This is a genomic window from Parvibaculum sp., assembly GCF_039973015.1.
In the GTDB taxonomy this organism is placed as follows: Bacteria; Pseudomonadota; Alphaproteobacteria; order Parvibaculales; family Parvibaculaceae; genus Parvibaculum.
Genome location: NZ_JBDWLT010000009.1, coordinates 205,974 through 226,140 on the forward strand (window position 1 = coordinate 205,974; position 20,167 = coordinate 226,140).

Below are 20,167 nucleotides of genomic sequence, written 5' to 3' on the forward strand. Positions count from 1 at the left end.
CCGGTTGGCAAAACAAGTCCAACCGGAGACCCCGAGACATGATCACCGATCACGAAATCAACCTCCTCGCCGCCTATATGGTCGATACGCATGGCCGCAAGGCGCTTTCCTATGCCGATACGGCGGTCTGCGAGCTTGAGGAGATCGGCGAGAAAATGCGCGCCGATGCCTGGCGGATGCTCCGGGTCGTGGTCGAGGACATGGTGGAAGGCCGCCGCAGCCGCGATGGCGAGGTTCTTCACTAGAGTCTTCTTCTCGGCCCTTCTCTCGGCCCTTCTCTGGGCCCTCCTGCCAATTTGCCGCTTGGCGCGCCCGGTTCCCGGCGGATAAAAGGGGCCTTCGCGACAAAAACAAGGCGGGGAGGACCACCAGCATGTCACTCGATCCACAGGCAAAGGCGCTACTCGATCAGCTTGGCGCCGATCCCGATGCGCCTCGCCTCATCGACCTGCCGCCGGAGGGCGGACGCGAGATGTATCGCGCGATGGCCGGTATGCTCGATCTTCAGGGCGTTGCCATTGGCAAGGTCGAGGACCGCACGATCCCCGGCCCGGCGGGTGACATTCCCGTCCGCCTCTATACGCCGGTGGCGGCCGGCGGCACCTGTCCCGCGCTTGTCTATTATCATGGCGGCGGCTGGGTCATCGGCGACCTTGAAACCCATGACGCGCTTTGCCGCACACTCGCCAACGAGGCAGGCTGCAAGGTGATTGCCGTCGATTACCGCCTCGCGCCGGAACATCCCTTTCCTGCCGCCTTCGACGATGCCTATGCGGCGGTGAAGTGGGTGGAGGCGAATGCGTCTGAAATCGGTATCGACCCGAACCGCGTCGCGGTTGCGGGCGACAGCGCGGGCGGCAATCTCGCCGCCGCCGTCTGCCTCAAGGCGAAGGCGGAGAAGACGCCGGAGATTGCCTTCCAGCTGCTCATCTATCCGGTGACGGACGCCCCGCGCGGCACACAGTCCTACAAGGATTTCGCGGAAGGTCATTTCCTTGAAGCCGAAGGCATGGACTGGTTCTGGAACCATTATGTCCTCGCCGCCGGCGAAGATCCCTCGAACCCCTATGCGGCACCGCTTCGCGCGTCGTCGCTTGCGGGCCTGCCGCCTGCCTATGTTGTCACTGCCGGTTACGACGTGCTGCGCGACGAGGGAAAGGCTTACGCCGAAGCTCTCAAGAAGGCGGGCGTCGATGTCGAATATGTGAACTACGAAGGCATGATCCACGGCTTCTTCAACCTGCAAGGCGCGCTCGATGTGTCGCGCGATGCGGTGAAGGCGGCGGCGAAGGCGCTCAAGGAAGCGCTCGCCTAGGCGCTCAGTTCTTCGACGACAGCAGCAAGAGAGGCGGCGACATGAGCGCCGCCTTTTTTTGCGCGCTCGCCATCCGCCTCACGGAACTTGCCTGTTCTCACGAGTATGCCGCCAAGCCCTGCCGCGATGGCGCCTTCCACGTCGCTTTCCACATCGTCGCCCACCATCGCGACGTTTTCAGGCGTCAGGTTCATGTCCTTCGCCGCTGTTTCGAAGAATGCCCGCGAGGGCTTTCCGATCAGGACGGCTTCGACTTCCGCCGCGAATTCGAGCGCGGCGACGAAGGGGCCGGCGTCGAGTTCATAGCCGTCTTTTCCGCGGAAGAAACGGTTCTTGCCGAGCGCGTAGAGTTTCCCGCCTTCGATCAGCACATTGAAGGCACGGTTCATCGCCTCGAAGGTGAAATGCTCGCCCGCATCGCCGATCAGCACGGCGTCGGGTTCCGCTGCTTCCGCCGGGCAATCGGGCACCAGGTCGGGATGGACAAGAAGACGGGGTTTCGCGCCGTCGCGTGCGAGAACGGCGCCTGCGACGCTCGCGGGCGTCACGATTTCAGCTTCATTCACATCGAAGCCGAAGCCCTTGAGCTTTGCCGCGAGCCTTGCGCGCGACGTTCGCGTCGTGTTGGTCAAAAGGCGGAAGGGCAGCTTTCGTTCGCGCAGGCCTTTCAGGGCCTCCACTGATCCTTCAATGGCTTCATCGCCCTGATAGAGCACTCCGCCCACATCGATCAGAAGACCCTTTATATCGCGGAGCGGCTTCGCTTCTGGCGCCATGCACGGACCCTTTCGTCGTGTTGCACGTCTCCCCGCCGTCTCCTCCCTCTCTGACCCCCGGTCAAAAGTCTAGGGCGGGAATGGAACCGGGCACAAGCATGGGATATATGACGGGAAAGCAAACAAGGAACATTCCGGGGGAGAGAGACATGCCTGCGCTGCGTTCGCCGCTCGTTCATCCGTTCTCGAATTTCGATGTGCCGCATCTTCTCAGCGTTCATGCCGCTGCGCGGCCGGATCACCCTTTTCTTATCTGGGAACCTTTCGAGGGCGAGGCGCACACCTGGTCTTATGCGCGCTTCGAGCATGAGGTGAAGCAGGTCGCGGCGGGCCTGAAGAAGCGCGGCGTGAAAAAGGGCGAGCGCGTTCTCATCCATCTCGACAATTGTCCCGAAAGCCTCATCGCCTGGTATGCCTGCGCTCATCTCGGTGCCGTCGCCGTCACGACGAATGCGCGCTCGGTCGAAGACGACCTCATCTACTTCAGCGAACATGCCGAAGTCGTCGGCGCGATCACGCAGCCGCGCTTTGCCGCGCTCGTTGCCCTCTCGTGCAAACACATAAAATGGCTTGCCGTTACCGAAACGGATAATGGCGCTGAACCGGAAGAGAAAGACCGTCCGCCGAAGTCAGAAAGCTTCGTTGCGCTCTATGGCGACATAACGGATGTGCCGATGCGCGCGCCGGAGCCGATGCTGCCTGTCGGCGTTCAGTACACGTCGGGCACGACGTCGCGGCCCAAGGGTGTCGTCTGGACTCATGCGAATGCGCTCTGGGGCGGAAAGCTCTGCGCGATGCATGAAGACCTGCGTGCATCGGATGTGCATCTCACCTATCTGCCGCTCTTCCACACCAATGCGCAGTCCTATTCCGTGCTCGCCGCCCTCTGGGCGGGCGCGACGGTCGTTCTCCAGCCGCGTTTCTCCGCCTCGCGCTTCTGGCCTGTCTCGCAGAAACATGGCTGCACATGGACCTCGATGGTGCCGTTCTGCCTGCGTGCGCTGATGAGCCAGGAACTGCCGAAGTCCCATTCCTATCGCTATTGGGGCAACGGCGTTTCCGCGCCGCCCACGGATGATTATTTCGGCATCAAGACCATCGGCTGGTGGGGCATGACGGAAACGATCACGCATGGCATCGTCGGCGACATTCATCTGCCGAACCGCTCCATGTCCATCGGCAAGCCCTCTCCGGCTTATGAAATCGCGATCCTCGACGACAATGGCGTCTCCGTTGCGCCGGGCGAAACGGGCAATCTTCTCGTGCGCGGCGTGCCAGGTCTCTCACTCTTCCTCGAATATCTCAACAACCCGGAAGCGACCGCCAAGACCTATGACGATCAGGGCTATTTCGTCACCGGCGACCGCGTGACGCTGGGCGAGGACGGTTTCATCGCCTTTGCCGATCGCGACAAGGACATGCTGAAGGTCGGCGGCGAGAATGTCGCTGCCTCCGAGATCGAGCGCGTCGTGATGACCGTCCCCGGCATTCAGGAATGTGCGGTGGTCGCCAAGCGCGATCCAATGCTCGATGAAGTGCCTGCCGTTTTCGTTCTCGTGCCGGGCGGCGAGGCGGCGGCGCCGAAGGATCTCGCCGCGCAGATCGACGCAGCCTGCGCCAAAGGGCTTGCGGACTTCAAGCGTCCGCGCGACATTCGGATTGTCGATGCGCTCCCGCGCTCGACCCTCGAGAAGATCGCGAAAGCAGAACTCCGCAAGATCGTCGATGGGGACTAGGAGCACAAGAAGGGGCCGGGGCCACGAGCGCGAAGACATCACCGTCGCAACTCTTTGTGCCGAAGCTCGTCACCGTGCTTCGGGAAGGCTACCGCTTTGCCGATTTCCGCAGCGACTTCATCGCCGGGCTTACCGTTTCCATCGTCGCATTGCCGCTTTCCATGGCGCTTGCCATTGCCAGCGGCACAACGCCCGACAAGGGCCTCATTACTGCCGTCATCGCAGGTTTTCTTATTTCCGCGCTTGGCGGCAGCCGCTTCCAGATCGGCGGGCCGACCGGCGCCTTCGTCGTTGTCGTCTTCAACGTCATCGCGGTCCACGGCTATGACGGGCTCGTTCTTGCCAGTGCAATGGCGGGGCTTCTGCTGATCGGCGCGGGACTTTTGCGCGTCGGCACCTTCATCAAATATATTCCCGAGCCCGTCGTCACCGGCTTCACGGCGGGCATCGCGGTCATTATCGCGACAAGCCAGATCAAGGATTTCCTCGGTCTTTCCCTCGCGAACGAACCGGCGGAATTCGTCGAAAAGATATGGGCTCTTGGCGAGGCGCTGCCGAGTACCACCGTGCAGACGCTTCTCGTCGCGGCCGGATCGCTCGCGCTCATCGTCTGGCTGAAGGGCAAGCGGCCCAACTGGCCGGGCTTTCTGATCGCGGTCGTGGCCGCTTCCTTCTTCGTCTGGCTTTTCGGGCTCCCCACCGACACCATCGGCTCGCGTTTCGCGGGGCTTGAGCCTTCCTTTGCATTGCCCGCTTTCCCGGACGTCTCGATGGAGCGCCTGATCGCGCTTTTCCCAAGCGCCTTCACCATCGCCTTCCTCGCCGGCGTCGAGTCGCTTCTCTCGGCGATGGTTGCGGACAGCATGACGGGCCGCCGTCATCGCTCGAATTGCGAGCTTGTCGCGCAGGGCGTCGCGAATTGCGCCTCCGCCGCCGTGGGCGGTTTGCCCGCAACGGGCGCCATCGCGCGCACGGCCACGAATATTCGCGCGGGCGCGCGCGGGCCAATCGCCGGCATGCTGCACGCCGTCTTCCTGCTCGGCTTCATGGCGGTTGCCTGGCCCGTCACGGCCTATATTCCGCTCGCCTCGCTTGCCGCCGTGCTGCTCGTCGTCGCGTGGAACATGTCCGAGATCGACAAGTTCCGGCATCTGATGCGCGCGCCCTTCGGCGACCGCGCCGTCCTTCTCATCACCTTCGCACTCACCGTGCTGGTCGACCTCACCGTCGCCATCGAGGTTGGCGTGGTCCTTGCCGCCGTCCTCTTCATGCACCGCATGTCGGAGGCGGTCGAGGTGCAGGCCGATCTTCATCTCGTCGAAGAAGATGTAAGCGACACGACACCGCATGAATTCGTGCCCATGCAGGAATACGAGCTTCCGCCCGGCGTTGCGGCGAGCCTCATTCGCGGGCCGTTTTTCTTCGGCGTCGCCATGCGGCTCGGCGAAACGCTCGACCGGATCGGCGCCACGCCGAAAGTGCTGATCCTGCGGATGCGCGCCGTGCCGATCATTGATGCCACGGGCGTCTCCGCGCTCGAAACCATGATCGAGCGCTGCGAGCGGAACGGCACGAAGGTCATCGTCACTGCGCTCCAGCCGCAGCCCGAGCGCGTGCTGGGCGATATGGGCGTTCTTGCCCGCGTCACCCGCGCGCCGGATTTCGCCACCGCCATCGAAATGGCGCGCAATGATATTGGATGAAACTCGAAAAAGAGTACTCGGCAGCATGGGCTGGATCGATCACGGCGCGATCTGGTGCTGTGATCTTGAGTCCAGAGCTGAAACCCTTATCCCGGTTCCCGGCGCTCAGTTCGTCGGTGTGCGCGGCGGTAGGGACGGGTTTTTCCGCGTCACCCACGGCGAGAGCGCGGGTGTTGTCGCTTCGGTGCGCCACGTCAGCCGTCCTGAAGAAATTCTTTCTTCGGTCCTGCTTGACGCCACTGGCCCCGTTCTTGATGGCGACATGGACGTCTGGCGCATGGTCGATCGAGCATGCGTCGTCAAAGGATTGACAGGGCAAAAAGTTCTTCTGGTTGAATACCTACTTGGTGAGGTCAAGGACATCGACCTCGGCTGGTACAATGCGGAGACCTACGATCTCGGCTATCAGGGGCTTGTTGACTGCCTCGCGGTGTCCGGCGGAAAGGAAGTTGTCGTTTCGGTTCAGCGCAGTTCGAAGCTCGTTATCGTGGACGTGGCCACCAACCTTCCGGTTGGTTCTATTGTCTTGGCTGGAAGCGGTGGCAATCCGGGAATGTCGATGATTTCGGGCTCAACTTTTCTTGCAAGCGACTACGACACTCTTTGTCTTGTCGACGCCAGTGCGCGCCGCACCACTCAAAAGGTGCGGCTTCAGGATGGAGGAGACGGATTCCAGCGACGCTTCGTCGGAGAGTATCAGGCTCAGATCGATGGCTTGTGTATTGTCGCCCGGCCCTACAGCAATGATGTCGCTCTTCTCGACAGTGAACTGAATGTGATTGGTCAGGCACCTGTGAAATGCCAGCCTATGCAGGTGTGTATGACTTCGTCCCGAGAGTTCTTGGTTCGTGACTGGCAATCCGGCATTCCGGAGTTCGGAGAATTTTCCGGTAAGCTCTGACCGTCTTCTACCCCAACACCTTCCCCGGATTCATCACGCCTTTCGGGTCCATCTCGCGCTTCGTCGCCTTGAGGATCGACATGCCGATCTCGCCCTTCTCCTCGCCGAGCCAGGGAACGTGATCCGCGCCGACGCCGTGATGATGGCTGATCGTGCCGCCATTCATCTCGATCGTGTCCGACGCCGCGCGTTTGATCGCCTGCCATTGCTCGACTTCGCGGTCGAGCTGGCGCGGGAAAACAAACGTGAAATAGAGGCTCGCGCCGTCGGGATAGGAGTGGCTCACATGCGCCATCACGATTCCGCGCGCATTCTGCTCCGGCACGTTGGCGGCAATCGCATCGGTGATCGCGCCCACCACTTTGTCATGCAGGTTCGCGATGTTCGACCAGCGCGTCGAGGTTTCGAGCGTCTCGACGCCGAGCCCACGATCCATCATCGGGTCGCGCACGGCAGGTCCGTTGAAGCGGCCGTGATACCAGCGTTTGCCGGGCCCTGTGCCCAGCGCCAGCGCGCCGAGCCGCTTGCAGACCGCTTCCGTCTGCTCCTGCGCCCAGATCACCGTTTCCTTCTCGCCTTCATGGCCGATCAGCATGACGCAGGGCGCATCGTTGAAGCCCTTCATCTTGAGGTACATGCGCTGCAGCTTCGATTTCAGTCCGCCCGACCCGGACGATGAAAGCGCCTGGAAGAAATAGGTTTCCGGCGCATCCGACAGCCGCACCATGGCAACGGGGATTTCCGCGTGGTTGATGCGGCGCGCGGCCTCGACGCCCTGTGCGAAGGTCTTGAAGAGATAGCCGCGATAGTCCTTCCGCTCCGGCAGGTCATGGATCTTCACCGTCGCCTCCACGATGACGCCGAGCGTGCCTTCCGATCCGGCGACGAGCTGGTTGAGGTTCGGCCCCGCGGCGGAAGCGGGTGTCGCCTCCGTCGTCCAGAAGCCCTTCGGCGTTGCGAGCTTCGCCGAGACGAGCCATTTCTCCGCCTTGCCGTAGCGGTTCGACTGCTGGCCCGCGCCGCGTGCCGCGATCCAGCCGCCCAGCGTCGAAAGCTGGAAGCTCTGCGGATAATGGCCGAGCGTCACGCCATGGCTCTGCAATTGCTCTTCGAGATGCGGCCCATAGATGCCCGCCTCGATCCGCGCCGTCATCGATACCTTGTCGATCTGGATGATGCGCGTCATTAGCGTCGTGTCGAGCGTCAGCACCGCGCCGCCGAGCGATTTCGGCATGGCGTTGACGCCGCCCACCACGGACGAGCCGCCGCCAAAGGGGATGAGCGCGATCTCTTCCTCCGCGCAGAGCTTCACGATGGCGAGCACTTCGTCGGCGCTGCGGGGATAGACGACCGCGTCCGGCGCCATGTCGAGCTTGCCCGCGCGAAGATAGAGCAGGTCGTGATAGCTCTTGCCGCGTGCATGAAAGGCGCGTTCGTAATCGTCGGTCCGCACCTGGTTGTCGCCCGAAATGTTGCGCAGCTTGCCGAGCAGCTCCTCCGAAAGCCGCGAATGCGGCAGCCGGACGTCGTGCAGTGCCACGGCCGGCGTCGAGGCGAGGCGCGAGACGCCCAGCGCCTCCTCGATCCAGGCCCATTGCGGCGCATCGTCGGGCAGGGGGTTCTCCTGCTTCACCGGGCCCCAGCCGTTCCAGCGCAGTGTGGTGCGGTCGATGGTCATTCTCGTTCGTCCTCTTCTCTCAGCAGCGCAGCGTCAGCGCGCCGGGCAATATCTCGAAGCGCGCGGGAAGACGCCCCGGCCCTTCGCCATCCACATCGATAAGTACGGGTTCGGTGCCGAGCGGCGTCGCGGTGACGCTTCGCGCGCGCACCACGTCTACCTTCGGGCCGTTCACATGTGTGCCCTCGCGAAGATCGCCGCCGCCCTTCACCAGATCCATGAAGCCGAGATCGCGCATGATGACGACATCGAACAATCCGTCATCGGGCTCGGCATCGGGCGCCACTTTCAACCCGCTGCCGAAATAGCGTCCGTTCGCGACGGCGGTGAGGCCGATATTCGCGACCGTTTCGAAGCCCTCATCCGTTTCGATCTTCACGGGCCGCGGCTTGTGGCGCCATGCCGTCATCAGCGTTGCCCAGGTAAAGGCGAAATTGCCGCCGAAGCTTTTCTGCCAGGTTGCATTGTTGACCGCGCGCACCGTCTCGCCGGACAGGCCGAAGCTCGCGATATTGTTGAAGTAGCGTGTGGTCTCCCGCCCGTCTTCTGCGATGAAGGTGAGCTTGCCGATATCGATGCGGCGTGTGCCGCCGCTTGCGATGCGCTTCACGCCCTCGGCCGTTTCCTCCGGCATGTCGAAGGTGCGGCGGAAGTCGCCGCCCGTGCCTGCGTTCAGGATCGCGAGATGCGCTTCCGGGTTGATCGGGAGCCCATGCTCGAAAAAGCCGTTCACCACCTCGTCGATGGTGCCGTCGCCGCCCACCGCGATCACGAGTTGCGCGCCTTCCTTCAGCGCGCGCGAGGTCAGCTCGGCGGCGGGCAGGAAATGCGGTGTCGAGGGGGCAGCGGTGAAATGCGTACGCACCGGCCCCAGCTCCCTTTCGATGGTTTCGGAAATGACGCGCCAGGCGCGGCCCGTCCGGCCGCCGCCCGAACGCGGGTTTACCACCGCCGCCACATGCGGCATTCCTCCCCCGCTCATGATCCTTCCTCCCCTACTTCCCCGGTATCGTTTCGAACAGACGAACCGTGCCGGAAATCTCGTTCGCGAGCGCCGTCTCGTCCCAGCCGAGTTCGCGGCCCATCAGCTCCGCCACCTGCTTCACCACGGGCGAGCCCGGATTGCCCAGCGTGCCAAGCCCCGTGCGCCTGAAGATCACGTCATCGAGATGCAGCGCCATTTCGTGCCGCACGGCATGTACCACCTGCACACCGATCACAGGGTTGTCGGGTGCGATCCGCTTCAGCAGCGCCTCGCGCTCGCCGGGCTTCTCGTCCGCCGTCGCCAGTACCTCGTCGATGCGGCTGCCATAGAAGTTCACGAGATTTTCCACGATGTCGGGCGCCAGATGCGGATGCCGCTTCTGCGCGCGCGCCACATATGTCTTCAGCCGAGCCATGTCGCCGCCATAGACCGGCGTGCATTGCGTTTCGCATTTCGCCGCGCGCCCGAGTTTCTTGAGCGCGAGGTCGACCACCTGTTCGGCAAGGTGGCGCGATGTCGTCCACTTGCCGCCAATGGCGGAAATGAGCCCGTCTATCGCTTCTTCGGGCGCATGGTCATAGACCTCCGCCGCGCGGCTCGCATTGTAGCTGTCCTTCTTTTCGGCTTCTTTCGTGCTTTCGCCGTCCGTCTCGGCGCCCGGCACTTCCTGCGGCGTCGTGTCGACGAGCGGGCGGATGCCTGCATAGAAGTGGATCACGTCCTCGCGCTTGAGGTGCAGTCCCGGCAGTCCATCGTTCACGACGGCGAGAAAATCCGCGATGTCCTTTTCCGTCACGCCGAGTTCGTCGGGGTCTTCCTCGAATACGGTGTCGGTCGTGCCGATGATGGTGTAGCCGCGCCAGGGAATGACGAAGAAGTGCCCGCCGATGGAGGACTGGACCGCGAGCGCGTGGTCGCCGGAAAGATCGCGCGTGATGATGTGGATGCCCTTGGAGCGGATGAGCCGCCGCGCGGGCGTTTCGTCCGCCATGGCCATGGTCTTGTCGGCCCAGGGGCCGGCCGCGTTCACCACCACCTTGCCCCGGATGGTGTGCGTCGCGCCCGTCACCTCGTCCGCCACGCTCACGCCCGTCACCTTCACGCCGCGCCCCATCGCCGCTTCCGTGGTGAAGCCCGTCACTTCCGCGTAGTTCGCGACATCCGCGCCGCATTCCACCGCGCCCTCGATGCATTCGAGGCAGAGCCGCTCGGGCGCGAACATCTGGCAGTCGTAATAGACCATGGCGCCGGTCAGCCCCTCGCGCTTGAGCGAGGGCACGAGATCGAGCGCCTTGCCCTTGGAGAGGCGGCGGAAGCCCGGCAGCTTCTTGTCGTCGTCGGAAAGCCAGTTGCGGTCGAAGGAGAGCAGATCGTAAAGCGCGAGCCCGATGCCCAGCACCAGCGGCCCCTTCATCCCCCAGCCATAGGTCGGAATGACGAAGGGCAGGGGGTGCACCATATGCGGCGCGACATTCTCCCAGATGCGCCGTTCGCGCAGCGACTCGCGCACGAGCTTCAACTCGCCGTTCACGAGATAGCGAAGCCCGCCATGCACCAGCTTTGAGGAGCCCGATGTCGTTGCATGGGCGAAGTCGTCCTTCTCCAGCAGCGCCACTTTCAGCCCGCGAAGGCTTGCATCCCAGGCCGTGCTCGCGCCGGTAATGCCGCCCCCCACGATCACGAGGTCGTATTCGGTGGCACTCATGGCGGCAAGGTCGCGCTGCATTTCTCGGAAATCCGTTTTTGGCCTCAGACTGGGAAGGCGAGGCTAGCTCCCCGCTCCCCCAGGGTCCAGCAGGGCCCAGAGGCGGGGAGGCTCGCCTTCTCCCTGCAATATCGGATATAAAACCGCTCGCGTCCCCTCGAAAACTGCAGGATCTGGAAATGGCAGCCGGGCGGCTCAAATCGAAGCGTAAAAGCGCACCGGGCCTCGACCAAGCGGCATTGCAGGCCGCCGCGCTCGCGCTCTGCCATGCGGCGACGCTTCCCGCCGCCGAGGCCGCGCTTGGCGAGATTGCCTCCCTCATCGCCATGCCCCGCGCCATCTGGACCAGCGATGTCGCCTCGCCGCTATACGATCCTGCCGCCGAAGCCTTTCTGCGCCGGCAGGGCTGGCCGCCGGAAATCGTCGCGGCCCTTTGGGAGGGGGGCATCGCGCTTCGTATGCCGCTCAATATCCGCTGCCGCTTCGAGCACATGCCCTTTGCGATCAGCCTTTACGACGATCACCGCCGCCACCGCCGGCCCTATAGCGGCGAGCAGAAGCAGGTCGCGGGTATGATGCGGGGGCAGGGCTTCAATTCCGTCCTCGTCGTCCCTGTGCGGCTCCCTCTTGCCCGCGTCGCCATGCTCGGCTTCGCGGGGCCGCAGCCGCTTGAGGAAGTCGAAGCGATCATCGAGGCCGCCGCGCCGCAACTCCTTTTCGCGGGCCACGTTTTCACTGCATTGCAGGACCGGCTTGCGAAGCGGAGCCGCCCCCGCGAGGAAGACAGCGCCGCGCTCACGCCGCGTGAACGCGATTGTCTGTCGCTTGCCGCGCAGGGTCTGCGAGAAGCCGAGATCGCGGAGCGCAATGGCATCAAGCCGACGACGGTCCGCTACCATCTCGATAATGCGGTGGCGAAGCTCGGTGCGCGCACACGCGCCCATGCGGTTGCCATCGCCGCGCAGCTCGGGCTTGTGGGGACGAGGGAGTAGGAAGGCCTTTCCCCAAACTCGTCATGGCCCGCTTTATGCGGGCCATCCACGTCTTTGGCGGCGATGAAGAAGGAAGACGTGGATGACCCGGACAAGCCGGGTCATGACGTTCTATTTCTCTGGGTATGAGAAGGGTGACGCTGGCGCCTAGCGCTTCTTCAGCCCCTTCTGCTCCAGCCGCCATTTCAGGTGGTCGAGGCGGTCCTGCCCGAAGAAAGGTTCGCCCTCGTAAACCATCAGCGGCACACCCCAATGGCCCGCCGCCTTCTGCGCCGCCTCGTTCTCCGCGATCACGGTCTCGATCCGGCCGGTTTCCTTTTCGGCCTGCGCGTCGAGCGCATCCATGTCGAGCCCGGCGCGCTTCGCCGCGTCGCGCAGGTGGCCGCCCTCATGCCAGTTCTTCACGCCGCCGAAGATCACGGTGGAAATCTCGTAGAGGAAAGGAAGCCCCTTGCCCTGTTCGGCCGCCAGCACGCCTGTGCGTGTGAGCCTGCGAATATAGGGCTGCTCCTCGGGCACCTCGCCTGAAGCCAGGTCCATGACGATGGGGTCGGGCGAGGGCCAGGCGTAAGGCAGGCCCTCCATTTGCGCGATCCGCACCGTGTCGTTGATCAGGTAGGGCGGCCACATCGGGTTCACCTGCTTGAAAAAGCCGGGAATGCGCACCGCAATCGGATAGACCGGGCGCACATTGGCCTTCACGTCATAGTCGCGCTCGAATTCGACGAGACGTTTCGTCACGAGATAGGAATAGGGCGAGCGGAACGACCAGAAGAGATCGTATTCGAGGGTCATGGGGCGTTGTCTCCTCAAGCTAAAGCTTGCCGGTTTCTCCCGGCCGATCTTTAATGTTTTTCATTAGTATCGTTTCGGATGCGCCGGTTGCAAGCGCATTGCTAGACTTGCCGTCAAAGAAACAATCAATCTCAGGGAGGACCATCCATGCCGCAGGTCAAGTCGAACGGCATTACCATCGAATATGAGAGCTTCGGCCCGGAGGATCGCGAGACGATCCTGCTCGTCATGGGGCTTGGCGCGCAGCTCACCATGTGGCCGGTGGAGCTTTGCGACGAGCTTGTCTCGCGCGGCTATCGCGTCATCCGCTATGACAATCGCGATGTCGGCCTTTCCACCAAGTTCGACGATCTCGGCATGCCGGACATGACGGCGATCTTCGGCGCGCTGATGGCGGGAAAGCCCGCGCAGTCGCCTTATGCGCTCGATGAAATGGCGAAGGATGCGGTCGGTCTTCTCGATGCGCTGGGCATCAAGAAGGCTCACATCGCGGGCGCCTCGATGGGCGGCATGATCGCGCAGCTCGTCGCGATCAATCATCCCGAACGTGCGCTCTCGCTCACCTCCATCATGTCGACCACCGGCAATCCCGAAGTGCCGCAGGGCAAGCCGGAAGCGATGGCCGTCCTCATGACGCCCGCGCCCGAAGGCGATATTCCTGCCGCCATCGAACGCGGCATGCTTGCCTGGAACACGATCGGCAGCCCCGGCTACCGCACGGACGAGGAAACGCTTCGCCAGTGGGTGACGCGCGACGTCAACCGCTCGCTCTATCCGGTCGGCACCGCGCGCCAGATGGCGGCCATTGTCGCCAATGGCGACCGCCGCGAAAAGCTGAAGAAGCTCTCGCTCCCCGCGGTCGTGCTGCATGGCGCGGACGATCCGCTGGTGCCGGTCGAGGGCGGGCGCGACACGGCGGCGAATATTCCGGGTGCGGAGCTTCGTGAAGTGCCGGGCATGGGGCATGATTTCCCGCTCGCGCTGGTCGGCACCTTTGCCGATGCCATCGAGGCCTCAGCAAAGCGCGCTTCGGCGGCAAAAGCGGCGGAGTAAGCCTCATGAACATGCAGAGCGTGAAGGCGAACGGTATCGCCATCAATTACGAGGATCGCGGCCCGGCAGACGGGACGCCCATCCTCTTCGTCAATGGTTACAGCTCCACCATGCTGAGCTGGCCGGAAGAGCTGATGGACGGGCTCCGCGACAAGGGCTTCCGCGTCATCCGCTATGACAATCGCGATGTCGGCAAATCGGAAAAGCTGAAAGGCCTCCCGCAGATTTCCGATGTCGCCAGGGCGGTGCGCGAAGGCAGGGAGCCTGCCATTCCCTACCGGCTTGCCGACATGGCCGCCGATGGAATCGGCCTTCTGGATGCGCTGGGGATCGGCCGGGCGCATATCATGGGCATTTCGATGGGCGGCATGATCGTGCAGCGCATGGCGATCCATCATCCCGAGCGGCTTCTCTCCGTCACCTCGGTCATGTCGACCACCGGCAATCCCGATCTGCCGAAGGCGAGCGACGAGGCGATGAAGGCGTTGCAGGCGCAGCCGTCTTCCGAGGAGCGCGAGGATGTCATCCGCCATCGCATGAAGGGCCGCCGCGTCTATCAGAGCCCGGCCTACCCGATGACGGATGAGGCGCTTTACGAGCGTTGCGCGCGCGAATTCGACCACATGTACTATCCCGAAGGCGCGATCCGGCAATATGCCGCCATCGTCGGCGATGGCAGCCGCGTGGATGAATTGAAACAAGTGAGCGTGCCCTTCCTCGTCATCCACGGCGATGCCGATCCGCTTGTTCCGCCGTCCGGCGGTGAGGACACGGCGAAGTCTGTCCCCGGCGCGAAGCATGTCGTGATCGAAGGCATGGGCCATGACCTGCCGGTCGAGCTTTGCGGGCAATATGTCGACCTCATCGCGAGCCACGCCCGCGCGGCGGAGCGCCAGCAGGCGGCGGAGTAAACTTCGCGGCAGCTTTTCTCACCCGCCCCTGGGGGCGGGTCGAGAAATTCGAGCATGCGGAGAATTTCTCGGGGCGGGGGTGCGGTGATGTCCAGCCTCCGCCCCGAAATTCATTTCGTTCTCACTTCACGAATTTCGACCCTGCCCGAGGGGAGGGTGGCACGTGAGCGTTGTGCTGGCAGGCATTATGCGAAACTGCACCCTTTATCGATGGAACGGGTTTTTCTCCGTCTCGTTAAACCTATCTCAGGAGGGAAGGGGGCTTTCGCGTTTCGCGTAGCTCGCGAGACGCTTTCCGAAGAAGAAAGGAGAGCGGAGATGGCGAAACAACGCATTGCAATCGTTGCAACTTCCCACGGCAAGCTCGGCGATACGGGCGACAAGACCGGGTTCCACTACGAAGAGCTGACGACGCCCTATTATGTCTTCGCCGATAACGGCGCGGAGGTGACGCTCGGTTCCATTCAGGGCGGCGAGCCGCCGGCCGATCCCGGCAGCCTCCCCGACAAGGAAGAAGAGCGGGCCGCTTCCGTTCGCCGCTTCCTTGACGATGCAGAGGCCGTGAAGGCGCTCAACAACACGGTGCCCGTCGCCGAACTCAACGCCAAGGATTTCGACGCGGTCTATCTGCCCGGCGGTCACGGCACCATGTGGGACATGCCGGAGAACGACGCGCTGATCCGCCTCGTCTCCGAAGTCTATGACAAGGGCGGTGTGGTCGGCGCGGTCTGCCACGGGCCCGCCGGGCTTCTCGGCGCGCATGACGCCGACGGTGCGCCGCTGGTGAAGGACCGTCTCGTCAACTGCTTCACCGACGAGGAAGAAAAGAAGGCCGGCAAGGACAAGGTCGTGCCCTTCCTGCTCGAGACGGAACTTCGCGGCCTCGGCGCGCGCTTCGAAAAGTCTCCGCCTTTCGAGGAGAAGGTCATTCGCGATGGCCGTCTCGTCACGGGTCAGAACCCCGCCTCGGCGCAAGGTGTCGCCAAGGGCATGCTCATGGCGCTTCATGCGCTCCAGAGCAAGGCGGCGGAGTAAGACGACCCCTCACCCGATCCTCGCTATCGCTCGGATCACCCTCTCCCCACAGGGGAGAGGGAAGGGGCCCACCGCCGCGTAGCGGTGGTGGGAAGGGTGAGGGGGCACCTTGGCACCGCGTTCCCGAATCCCCATACTCTTCAAAGGGAGGATGTGCGGTAACGGAGCGTCCGGCGCATGCCCAAAGCCCAAGCCAATGGAATCGAGATCGAATATGAGAGCTTCGGTTCCGAAAAGGACGAGACGATCCTCCTGATCATGGGGCTCGGGGCGCAGCTCACCCAGTGGCCCATCGAGCTTTGCCGCGATCTTGCCGCGCGCGGCTACCGCGTCATCCGCTTCGACAATCGCGATTGCGGCCTCTCCACCCATATAGAGCGCGGCCGGGCGCTGGTCTGGCCGGATGCCGTCCTTTCGCTGATGCAGGGCAAGTCCGCCTTCGTTCCCTATACGCTTGGCGATATGGCGGCGGATGCGGTGGGGCTTCTCGACGCGCTCCATATAGAGCGCGCGCATATTGCCGGGGCGTCGATGGGCGGCATGATCGCGCAGCATGTCGCCTTCGATTTTCCCGAGCGCACGCTTTCCCTCATCTCCATCATGTCGAGTTCGGGCAATCCGATGCTCCCGCCCGCGCGGCCCCGCGTCTATTCGCTGTTCCTGTCGCCCGCGCCGCCCGCGCATGACACGCAGGCCATCGTCGCGCGCGGCGTGAAGACCTATGAAATTCTGGGCTCGCCCGGTTTTCCGACGGACCGCGAAACCTTGCGCGAATGGGTCACGCGCGATGCGGCGCGCGCCTATTATCCGGCGGGCGTCATGCGGCAGATGGCGGCGGTGATGGCGGATGGCGACCGGCGCGCGAAACTTCGCACCATCGCCGTGCCTGCGGCCGTCATTCATGGCGAGGACGATCCGCTGGTGCCCGTCGCGGCGGGGCTCGACACGGCGGCGAATATTCCCGGCAGCGAGCTTCGCGTCATGCAGGGCATGGGGCATGAGATGCCGCTGCCGCTTCTTCCCGCGATTGCGGATGCCATTGTCGAGACGGCGGAGCGTGCGACGGGCCGGAAGCATCCGGTGGAAAGACCCGCGCCGCTTTCCGAGCCCGCCTTCGTGCAGCCGGTCATTGCCGATGCGCCGCCCGTCGCTCTCGCGCCCGATGCCGAAGCGCCTGTCTTCGATACGCCGCAAAAGGAAACGCGCCTCCGTCAGTGGTGGACGAAGGCGCGGTTGTTCATTTCCAGATTTAAAAACTGAGTGTCATCCCAGCGAAATTTGCCACATGCGATGACTTACTTCCCACCCGCCCTTGGGGGCGGGTCGAGAAATTCGAGCATACGAAGAATTTCTCGGGGCGGGGGAAATAGCGGCGGACAGCCCCCGCCCCGAAATCAGGTCGTTGCACTTCCCTGATTTCGACCCTCCCCGAGGGGAGGGTGGGATGAGAAACCTTTCCAGCCTCAAACCTCCGCCGAGCCGCCATCGACCGGGATGGTTGCGCCGGTCGTATAGGCGGAAGCGCGCGAGGCGAGGAAGATCGCCACGCCCGCCGCGTCTTCCGGCGTGCCGATGCGGCCAAGCGGGTTGCCCGCCTTGATCGCATCGCCGAATGTTTCCAGCGTCGCCTTCATCATCTGGCTCGGGAAGGGGCCGGGCGCAATCGCGTTCACGAGGATATGCTCGCGCGCAAGCCGCTTGGCGAGATGCCGCGTCAGCATGATGACGCCCGCCTTGGACGAGGAATAGGCATAGGTTTCGAGGTCCGGCGGCTCGATGCCGTTGATGCTCGCTGTGTTGATGATGCGCGCCGGGTTTTCCGCACTCGCGGCCTTGCGCAACATCGGCAGCATCTTCTGCGTCAGGAAGAACACGCCCTTCAGGTTGATGTTCTGCACCTTGTCCCAGCCGCTCTCCGTGTATTCGTCGATGGGCTCGCCCCAGGCCGCGCCCGCATTGTTGATGAGCACGTCGAGCTTCGGCTCGCGTTTGCCGAGTTCGGCGGCGATGCCCGCAATCCCTTCCTGTGTGCCGAGGTCGAAGGGCAGCGAAATGCAGGTGCCCTTCTTCGAGAGTTCTTCGGCCAGTTCGTTGCAGGCCTGCGCCTTGCGCGCGGTGATATAGACCTTCGCGCCGTTTTCCACGAAGCCGGTCGCGATCATCTCGCCGATGCCGCGCGAGCCGCCGGTGATGAGGACCGTCTTGCCCTCGACGCTGAAGAGATTTTTCATATGCGTTTCCCCTGACGGATAGCGATTTTCATATGCCGCGAAAGCTATATGACGCAGGGGAAGGGCGCAAAAACAAAAAGGGCGCCCCCAGAATCACAATGGCGAAGCGCCCTTCCTGCATTCAGTGATGCGAAGCCTCAGAAGGCGGCGGCGTCGAGCTCCATGAAGCCTTCCGCGCCCATCTTCGAGCGTTCGAGCCAGCCGCTCGTCAGCGGCATTTCGCGCTCCATCCAGTAGCGCGCCAGCGTCAGCTTGCGCTTGTAGAACGCCGTGTTGCCTTCGCCTGCCTTGATCTTCGCGAGCGAGACCTTCGCCATCTGCGCCCACATCCAGCCAAGCGCGACCGTGCCGAAAATATTCAGCATGTCGTAGGAGGCCGCGCCCGCATTGTCGTAGTTCTTCGGAGCGTTCTCCATCAGCCAGCCCGCCGCCTCGCCGAGGCGCTTGTAGCCCGCGTTGAGCGGCTCGATGAAGGGCTTCATCTCGGCGTCGTTCTCGTTTTCCTTGATGAACTCTTCCACCTTCGCGAAGAAGGTCATGGTCGCGCGGCCGCCCTTCGCCGTCATCTTGCGGCCCACAAGGTCGAGCGCCTGAATGCCGTTCGCGCCCTCATAGACCTGGTTGATGCGCGCATCGCGCACGAACTGCTCCATGCCGTGGTCGCGCACATAGCCGTGCCCGCCGAAGACCTGCATCGAGTCGTTCGCCGCCTGGAAGCCGCGGTCGGTGAAAAAGGCCTTGATGACAGGCGTCATGAGCTGCGCGAGATCGGCGGCCTCTTCGCGTTCCTTCTCGTCCTTGCCGAAAATCTGCAGCGAGAACAGCATGGAGACATACATGGCGAGCGCGCGCGCGCCTTCCACGAAGGAGCGCGACGACAGAAGCAGGCGGCGCACATCCGGGAACACCATGATCGGGTCCGCCGGGCCGTCCGGGTTCTTCGCGCCCGTCAGCGCGCGCCCCGCAAGGCGCTCGTTCGCGTAAGTAACGCCGTTCTGATAGGCGACTTCGCCAATCGCGATGCCCTGAATGCCGACGCCCATGCGCGCGCCGTTCATCATGCCGAACATGCCGGCCATGCCCGCCGACTTCGACTTCTTGACCTCGCCGGTCTCCGTCTTCTTTTCCGGCGGGCGGCCGCCGAGGCGATAGGCGACGGCGTCGTCGAAATTCAGCACGGCGGTGGCGTTGCCCTTGATGCCCATCTTCTTTTCGATGGAGCCGCAGGTCACGCCGTTCCGGTCGGTGATCTTGCCGGTCTCCTTGTCGACCAGCATCTTCGGCACCATGAAGAAGTTCACCGTCGAGAGATCGTTGGCGAGCTTGCCGTCCTCGTCCGGCACTTTCGCGATCACCATGTGGATGATGTTGTCTGTCATGTCGTGGTCGCCGCCCGAGATGAAGATCTTCGTGCCGGTGATGCGATAGGTGCCGTCTTCCTGCTCCACGGCCTTGGTCTTCATCAGCTTCAGGTCCGTGCCGCAATGGGGCTCGGTCAGGCACATGGTGCCGGTCCATTCGCCGGAGATCATCTTCTTGGCGACATGTTCCTTCATCCAGGGCTCGCCCGTCGCCCAGAGCGCCGAGTAAGCCGCCGTCGTCAGGCCCGGATACATGGAGAAGGCCTGGTTCGCCGACATGCCCATTTCGGTGAAGGCGAAGGTGATGACGGAGGGCAGCCCCGCGCCGCCGGCTTCTTCCGGCGCGCCGAGGCGGTTCCAGCCGTCCTCGCAATATTTCTGGAAAGCTTCCTTGAAGCCGGGCGGCGTGCGCACGACGCCGTTCTCCAGCACGCAGCCATGCTCGTCGCCCACCTGGTTCAGCGGCTGCAGCACGTCCTCGCAGAACTTCGCGCCGCCTTCGAGGATCGCCTGCGTCATGTCCGGCGTCAGGTCGCCAAAGCCCGGCACCTCGCCGCGTTTGTCGATTTCGAGAAGCTCGTGGAACAGGAACATGAAGTCTTCCACGGGGGCCTTGTAGCTCGGCATGGGCGCGCTCCTTTGGGGTCGGCGTTTGTTATTGAAACTCGGGCTCGTCTCTAGAGTTCAGTGTCATCCCGGGGCCCTCTTCAAAATAAAGAAGGTCCCGGTGTCCACCAAAAATTCAGTGTCATCCCGGCGAAAGCCGGGACCCAATCCACGTTGCCGTTGGCTCCGCATCCGAGGCTCCGGCACCGCGATTCACAACCCTCCGGTGTCACCCCGCCCCCTTCAAAACAAGGAGAAGCCGGAATCCATGGGCCTTTCGGCAAGTTCCGGGGCTGGCCCGGCACTGCCAGACGCCACGAGAGAAAGGGCTTAAGCCCCCGCCGCCGCTGCGTCAATCTTGACCGCATGACGCTTACCCGGGCC

The 20,167-nt window shown here is 63.4% G+C and carries 17 protein-coding genes; 10 read left to right on the plus strand and 7 right to left on the minus strand.

Features of this window, described 5'->3' with window-relative positions:
• Positions 1 to 38: 38 nt before the first annotated feature.
• Together ABJO61_RS10665 and ABJO61_RS10670 are read left to right on the plus strand one after the other, a co-directional pair.
• Positions 39 to 245, plus strand: a complete 207-nt coding sequence (locus ABJO61_RS10665) for a hypothetical protein (RefSeq protein ID WP_348328286.1) — start codon at positions 39 to 41, stop codon at positions 243 to 245.
• Between the two features lie 128 nt (positions 246 to 373).
• Entirely contained in the window at positions 374 to 1,315 is a 942-nt protein-coding gene (locus ABJO61_RS10670; protein ID WP_348328289.1) for an alpha/beta hydrolase, read from the plus strand.
• Here the strand turns inward: ABJO61_RS10670 and ABJO61_RS10675 are convergent.
• Positions 1,312 to 2,091 carry a TIGR01458 family HAD-type hydrolase gene (locus ABJO61_RS10675; RefSeq protein ID WP_348328293.1) on the minus strand — a complete coding sequence of 260 codons (780 nt, stop codon included), beginning with the start codon at positions 2,089 to 2,091 and terminating at the stop codon, positions 1,312 to 1,314. The genes ABJO61_RS10670 and ABJO61_RS10675 overlap by 4 nt on opposite strands.
• Positions 2,092 to 2,240: 149 nt before the next feature.
• Between ABJO61_RS10675 and ABJO61_RS10680 the strand changes: the two genes are divergently transcribed.
• The 3 genes from ABJO61_RS10680 to ABJO61_RS10690 are packed head-to-tail and all read left to right on the plus strand — an operon-like array spanning position 2,241 to position 6,431.
• Positions 2,241 to 3,827, plus strand: a complete 1,587-nt coding sequence (locus ABJO61_RS10680; RefSeq protein WP_348328296.1) for an AMP-binding protein — start codon at positions 2,241 to 2,243, stop codon at positions 3,825 to 3,827.
• A gap of 56 nt (positions 3,828 to 3,883) precedes the next feature.
• A complete protein-coding gene (locus ABJO61_RS10685) occupies positions 3,884 to 5,530 on the plus strand; it encodes a SulP family inorganic anion transporter (RefSeq protein ID WP_348328299.1) in 1,647 nt (548 codons plus the stop codon).
• A gap of 25 nt (positions 5,531 to 5,555) precedes the next feature.
• Positions 5,556 to 6,431 carry a hypothetical protein gene (locus ABJO61_RS10690; RefSeq protein ID WP_293341795.1) on the plus strand — a complete coding sequence of 292 codons (876 nt, stop codon included), beginning with the start codon at positions 5,556 to 5,558 and terminating at the stop codon, positions 6,429 to 6,431.
• Between the two features lie 7 nt (positions 6,432 to 6,438).
• Here the strand turns inward: ABJO61_RS10690 and ABJO61_RS10695 are convergent, their stop codons facing one another.
• The 3 genes from ABJO61_RS10695 to ABJO61_RS10705 are packed head-to-tail and all read right to left on the minus strand — an operon-like array spanning position 6,439 to position 10,820.
• Complete coding sequence (locus tag ABJO61_RS10695; RefSeq protein ID WP_348328303.1) at positions 6,439 to 8,109, minus strand: FAD-binding oxidoreductase; 1,671 nt, start codon at positions 8,107 to 8,109, stop codon at positions 6,439 to 6,441.
• Between the two features lie 19 nt (positions 8,110 to 8,128).
• Positions 8,129 to 9,091: a diacylglycerol kinase family protein gene (locus tag ABJO61_RS10700; protein WP_348328306.1), complete on the minus strand. Its 963-nt coding sequence runs from the start codon at positions 9,089 to 9,091 to the stop codon at positions 8,129 to 8,131.
• A 13-nt stretch (positions 9,092 to 9,104) separates the two neighbouring features.
• Positions 9,105 to 10,820, minus strand: coding sequence for a glycerol-3-phosphate dehydrogenase/oxidase (locus ABJO61_RS10705; RefSeq protein WP_348328309.1), 1,716 nt, complete (start codon positions 10,818 to 10,820; stop codon positions 9,105 to 9,107).
• Positions 10,821 to 10,978: 158 nt separating this feature from the next.
• Here ABJO61_RS10705 and ABJO61_RS10710 point away from each other — a divergent pair, with 158 nt between their 5' ends.
• Positions 10,979 to 11,791 (plus strand): LuxR C-terminal-related transcriptional regulator, encoded by an 813-nt coding sequence (locus tag ABJO61_RS10710; RefSeq protein ID WP_348328312.1) that lies wholly within the window; start codon positions 10,979 to 10,981, stop codon positions 11,789 to 11,791.
• Positions 11,792 to 11,938: 147 nt separating this feature from the next.
• Here ABJO61_RS10710 and ABJO61_RS10715 read toward each other — a convergent pair whose 3' ends face one another.
• Complete coding sequence (locus tag ABJO61_RS10715; RefSeq protein WP_348328315.1) at positions 11,939 to 12,586, minus strand: DsbA family protein; 648 nt, start codon at positions 12,584 to 12,586, stop codon at positions 11,939 to 11,941.
• A 147-nt stretch (positions 12,587 to 12,733) separates the two neighbouring features.
• Between ABJO61_RS10715 and ABJO61_RS10720 the strand changes: the two genes are divergently transcribed.
• The 4 genes from ABJO61_RS10720 to ABJO61_RS10735 all read left to right on the plus strand — a co-directional run bounded on the left by ABJO61_RS10720 (position 12,734) and on the right by ABJO61_RS10735 (position 16,845).
• On the plus strand, positions 12,734 to 13,639 hold the full coding sequence (locus ABJO61_RS10720) for an alpha/beta hydrolase (RefSeq protein ID WP_348328318.1): 906 nt from the start codon (positions 12,734 to 12,736) through the stop codon (positions 13,637 to 13,639).
• A gap of 5 nt (positions 13,640 to 13,644) precedes the next feature.
• Positions 13,645 to 14,550: an alpha/beta hydrolase gene (locus ABJO61_RS10725; protein WP_348328321.1), complete on the plus strand. Its 906-nt coding sequence runs from the start codon at positions 13,645 to 13,647 to the stop codon at positions 14,548 to 14,550.
• A gap of 318 nt (positions 14,551 to 14,868) precedes the next feature.
• Complete coding sequence (locus tag ABJO61_RS10730) at positions 14,869 to 15,585, plus strand: type 1 glutamine amidotransferase domain-containing protein (RefSeq protein WP_348328324.1); 717 nt, start codon at positions 14,869 to 14,871, stop codon at positions 15,583 to 15,585.
• Positions 15,586 to 15,762: 177 nt separating this feature from the next.
• On the plus strand, positions 15,763 to 16,845 hold the full coding sequence (locus tag ABJO61_RS10735) for an alpha/beta hydrolase (RefSeq protein ID WP_348328327.1): 1,083 nt from the start codon (positions 15,763 to 15,765) through the stop codon (positions 16,843 to 16,845).
• A 203-nt stretch (positions 16,846 to 17,048) separates the two neighbouring features.
• Here ABJO61_RS10735 and ABJO61_RS10740 read toward each other — a convergent pair whose 3' ends face one another.
• Both ABJO61_RS10740 and ABJO61_RS10745 read right to left on the minus strand, forming a co-directional pair.
• Positions 17,049 to 17,816, minus strand: coding sequence for an SDR family oxidoreductase (locus ABJO61_RS10740; protein WP_348328330.1), 768 nt, complete (start codon positions 17,814 to 17,816; stop codon positions 17,049 to 17,051).
• A 137-nt stretch (positions 17,817 to 17,953) separates the two neighbouring features.
• Entirely contained in the window at positions 17,954 to 19,804 is a 1,851-nt protein-coding gene (locus ABJO61_RS10745) for an acyl-CoA dehydrogenase C-terminal domain-containing protein (RefSeq protein ID WP_348328333.1), read from the minus strand.
• Positions 19,805 to 20,167 lie beyond the last annotated feature (363 nt).

Bases quoted from the DNA above. Each gene is read 5' to 3' on its own strand.
- ABJO61_RS10665 (WP_348328286.1), top strand. From the start codon at position 39: ATGATCACCGATCACGAAATCAACCTCCTCGCCGCCTATATGGTCGAT.
- ABJO61_RS10670 (WP_348328289.1), top strand. From the start codon at position 374: ATGTCACTCGATCCACAGGCAAAGGCGCTACTCGATCAGCTTGGCGCC.
- ABJO61_RS10675 (WP_348328293.1), bottom strand. From the start codon at position 2,091: ATGGCGCCAGAAGCGAAGCCGCTCCGCGATATAAAGGGTCTTCTGATC.
- ABJO61_RS10680 (WP_348328296.1), top strand. From the start codon at position 2,241: ATGCCTGCGCTGCGTTCGCCGCTCGTTCATCCGTTCTCGAATTTCGAT.
- ABJO61_RS10690 (WP_293341795.1), top strand. From the start codon at position 5,556: ATGGGCTGGATCGATCACGGCGCGATCTGGTGCTGTGATCTTGAGTCC.
- ABJO61_RS10695 (WP_348328303.1), bottom strand. From the start codon at position 8,109: ATGACCATCGACCGCACCACACTGCGCTGGAACGGCTGGGGCCCGGTG.
- ABJO61_RS10700 (WP_348328306.1), bottom strand. From the start codon at position 9,091: ATGAGCGGGGGAGGAATGCCGCATGTGGCGGCGGTGGTAAACCCGCGT.
- ABJO61_RS10705 (WP_348328309.1), bottom strand. From the start codon at position 10,820: ATGCAGCGCGACCTTGCCGCCATGAGTGCCACCGAATACGACCTCGTG.
- ABJO61_RS10710 (WP_348328312.1), top strand. From the start codon at position 10,979: ATGGCAGCCGGGCGGCTCAAATCGAAGCGTAAAAGCGCACCGGGCCTC.
- ABJO61_RS10715 (WP_348328315.1), bottom strand. From the start codon at position 12,586: ATGACCCTCGAATACGATCTCTTCTGGTCGTTCCGCTCGCCCTATTCC.
- ABJO61_RS10720 (WP_348328318.1), top strand. From the start codon at position 12,734: ATGCCGCAGGTCAAGTCGAACGGCATTACCATCGAATATGAGAGCTTC.
- ABJO61_RS10725 (WP_348328321.1), top strand. From the start codon at position 13,645: ATGAACATGCAGAGCGTGAAGGCGAACGGTATCGCCATCAATTACGAG.
- ABJO61_RS10730 (WP_348328324.1), top strand. From the start codon at position 14,869: ATGGCGAAACAACGCATTGCAATCGTTGCAACTTCCCACGGCAAGCTC.
- ABJO61_RS10735 (WP_348328327.1), top strand. From the start codon at position 15,763: ATGCCCAAAGCCCAAGCCAATGGAATCGAGATCGAATATGAGAGCTTC.
- ABJO61_RS10740 (WP_348328330.1), bottom strand. From the start codon at position 17,816: ATGAAAAATCTCTTCAGCGTCGAGGGCAAGACGGTCCTCATCACCGGC.
- ABJO61_RS10745 (WP_348328333.1), bottom strand. From the start codon at position 19,804: ATGCCGAGCTACAAGGCCCCCGTGGAAGACTTCATGTTCCTGTTCCAC.